The sequence below is a fragment of the Rhodococcus sp. EPR-157 genome, from assembly GCF_001647195.1.
In the GTDB taxonomy this organism is placed as follows: domain Bacteria; phylum Actinomycetota; class Actinomycetes; order Mycobacteriales; family Mycobacteriaceae; genus Rhodococcoides.
Genome location: NZ_LVCV01000365.1, coordinates 1 through 559 on the forward strand (window position 1 = coordinate 1; position 559 = coordinate 559).

A 559-nucleotide genomic window follows, 5' to 3' on the forward strand; every position below is an offset into this window, starting at 1 on the left:
TGAGGGCGTGTTCTCGGGCCTTCGGCCCAGTGGCACGGTTGAGTGCACTGCAGTGCACTCAACCGTGCCACTGGGGGGCGGAGCCCCCTAGATTCGGCTGGCTTCCTGCTGGATTTCGGACTCGCGCATCTCGGTCTCTCGTCGCAGCTCACGCCGTCGTCGCGCAGCCTCGAACCGCTGTCGACCGACAGCGGTGTCCGGTATCAGCGGCGGGAGTTCCAGCGGCTTACCGTCGTCGCCGACGGCTACCATCGTGAAGTAGCAACTGTTGGTGTGTCGAGTTTCTCCGCGCTGGATGTTCTCGGTTTCGACGCGAATCCCGACCTCCATCGACGTTCGCCCGGTGTAGTTGACCGAGGCCGAGAACGTGACGAGTTCGCCCACATGGATCGGTTCACGGAACACGACCCGGTCCACCGACAGTGTCACGACGTATGCCCCGGCATATCGGCTGGCGCATGCGTACGCGACTTGGTCGAGGAACTTCAGAATCGTCCCGCCGTGTACGTTCCCGGAGAAGTTGGCCATGTCCGGCGTCATGAGCACGGTCATGAAGAGC

General features: G+C 63.0%; 1 protein-coding gene. It reads right to left on the reverse strand.

Translation table 11 applies throughout. The annotated features are described in order from the left end of the window. Positions 1–87: 87 nt before the first annotated feature. On the reverse strand, positions 88–559 hold a 472-nt coding region (locus A2J03_RS16755; protein ID WP_068376048.1), incomplete at its 5' end, for an acyl-CoA thioesterase.